Origin of the sequence: Flavobacterium bizetiae, assembly GCF_902804475.1 — a bacterium.
GTDB classification, from domain to species: domain Bacteria; phylum Bacteroidota; class Bacteroidia; order Flavobacteriales; family Flavobacteriaceae; genus Flavobacterium; species Flavobacterium bizetiae.
Genome location: NZ_CADCSU010000214.1, coordinates 1 through 1,472, shown reverse-complemented (window position 1 = coordinate 1,472; position 1,472 = coordinate 1). Strand labels below are relative to the sequence as shown.

General features: G+C 28.7%; 1 protein-coding gene and 1 pseudogene. Both read right to left on the bottom strand.

Features of this window, described 5'->3' with window-relative positions; genetic code table 11:
• Positions 1–309 precede the first annotated feature (309 nt).
• The gene (locus FLACOL7796_RS24040) at positions 310–1,158 is read right to left on the bottom strand and encodes a class I SAM-dependent methyltransferase (RefSeq protein ID WP_173973297.1); all 849 of its coding nucleotides are present in this window, start codon (positions 1,156–1,158) and stop codon (positions 310–312) included.
• 92 nt (positions 1,159–1,250) lie between these two features.
• Positions 1,251–1,472 (bottom strand): annotated as a pseudogene (locus FLACOL7796_RS24035) (hypothetical protein); the annotation flags it as partial.

Here is a 1,472-nt window from a genome sequence, read left to right as displayed (position 1 = left end):
TGAATTAACAAGATTTTTAAAAATGCTCCATTTCTAAAAAAATAGAATACAATTTTCGAAAAAATTAAAATTCATAAAAATTTTCGTCTTCATGATTTCAAAATTTGAAATCAGAAAAATTCAGCCTTAAAATTTCAAAAAACGTGTGTTTTTTATGGTATTGTTTTTATTTATGGAACCGTCTTAAAGCATAAAAAACCACTATCAAAAGTGGCTTTCATAGCTTTTATTAGAAAGATGATCTCAAAAAAGACATAATTAGTCCTCACTTATACTGAGAAAACGCCAGAAATGCGCTTAAATTGCGTTTTACTTGTTTTTTAAGACATAAATCTGCGATGAATACTCTTTTGTACTGCTCGCTTTTAAATTTGATTTTAAACCAACAAAAAAAGCACTGATGTAATTCATTTTTCCGGTTTTGTATTTTTCAGATAACAAACTCACATAAAAAGAATCAAATTTCATCGGAAGCACTTTTTCTAATTTCATGTCGACTTTTTCAAAAAGCGATTTGATGGCTTTTTTTGAAAAATGCCAAAAGTGAATTGGCACATCATAAGCTGCCCAAAAAGTTTGATAATGATTCGCGTCGTAAGATTTAAAATTTGGAACCGCAACAATTAAAGTTCCAGTTGGCTTTAATAAACGCTTTAATTCCTGAATTTGTAATTCTAAATTTGGAACATGTTCTAAAACGTGCCACATGGTAATCACGTCAAACGAATTATTTTCGAGAGCGCTAATTTCGTTCACAAAAGAAATCCCTTTTTGTATCGCAATATTTTTTGCTCTTTCGCTTGGTTCTACTCCAACAGTATCCCAACCGTCATTTTTTGCAGTTAATAAAAAATCACCGGTTCCGGCACCAATATCTAAAATTCTTCCTTTTCGGGATTGTTCACCATTGATTAAATTCAGTTTATTTTTTAAAGCAATATTTTTTACGAAATGATATGCTTTTTCAAATAAAGAACGTTTGTTATCAGTATGAGAAATGTAATCTTCGCTTTCGTAATATTTTCCAAGATTTTCTAAATCTGGTTGCGGAGATGTGATTAACATATCTAAAGTTTCATCGTAATACAAATCGAAAATTTCTTTAGATACAGAATGGTCTTTTACAGTAAGAAAATGTTTTTTGTTTAAAACGTCCATTTTTAAGTTTATAGGTATTTTGGTTTAATTTAAAGGCAAACCCTGAAAACAGAAATTCTGTTTTTAGGGTCTTTTTTTTATTATATATTTTTTCAGCGTTTCCAATTAATTTTCACCGCCGAAAGTTTTTCGTTTTCAATTCTTATTTCTGAACAAATTATAAAATCATTTTTAATATAAAATTGCAATGGCGATTTATAAAATGTTGCATTATGTTTTATTTCATTCTCCTGATCAATTACCCAACCATTCAAACTTGTATTATTCTTTTTTATTTCATTCATCAAAAGAGAACCAATTCCTTTGCCGTGTAT

What these genes read in the sequence shown, in the direction of transcription:
- FLACOL7796_RS24040 (WP_173973297.1), bottom strand. Translation starts at nt 1,158, where the DNA reads ATGGACGTTTTAAACAAAAAACATTTTCTTACTGTAAAAGACCATTCT.